Here is a 714-nt window from a genome sequence, read left to right on the forward strand (position 1 = left end):
GCCAGCGCCGCGGGCGACCTCACGATGGCGGTCGGCCGCGTCGGCGGCGTCGTCACCGCGTTCGACGTGGTCGAGTCGCACACCGCCACGCTCGTGGTCGACATCAGCTGCAACGCGCTGAACGAGGAGCACGCCGGTGAGATCACCTCGGCCCTCGAGGCGCTGCCCGGCGTGCGGGTGCGCAAGGTCTCCGACCGGACGTTCCTCGTCCACCTCGGCGGGAAGCTGGAGGTGCAGTCGAAGGTCAGCCTCCGCAACCGCGACGACCTCTCCCGCGCCTACACCCCCGGCGTCGCGCGGGTCTGCCAGGCGATCGCGGCCAACCCGGCGGACGCGCGCCGGCTCACGATCAAGCGCAACACCGTCGCCGTGGTCACCGACGGGTCGGCGGTGCTCGGGCTGGGCAACCTCGGCGCGGCCGCCGCGATGCCGGTGATGGAGGGCAAGGCGGCCCTGTTCAAACGGTTCGCGAACGTCGACGCGTGGCCGGTCTGCCTCGACACGCAGGACACCGAGGAGATCATCCGGACCGTCGAGATCCTCGCCCCGGCCTACGGCGGCATCAACCTGGAGGACATCGCCGCGCCGCGCTGCTTCGAGATCGAGGCCCGGCTGCGCGAGATGCTCGACATCCCCGTGTTCCACGACGACCAGCACGGCACCGCCGTCGTGGTGCTGGGTGCGCTGCGCAACGCGCTGCGCGTGGTCGGCAAG

At 72.0% G+C, this 714-nt stretch carries 1 protein-coding gene; it reads left to right on the forward strand.

Going from position 1 to position 714, the window contains the following annotated elements; translation table 11 throughout:
* The coding region (locus ACFPL3_RS42025) for an NAD-dependent malic enzyme (RefSeq protein WP_379591051.1) at positions 1-714 on the forward strand (714 nt) is incomplete at both ends.

Origin of the sequence: Pseudonocardia zijingensis, assembly GCF_042657305.1 — a bacterium.
GTDB classification, from domain to species: Bacteria; Actinomycetota; Actinomycetes; order Mycobacteriales; family Pseudonocardiaceae; genus Pseudonocardia; species Pseudonocardia zijingensis.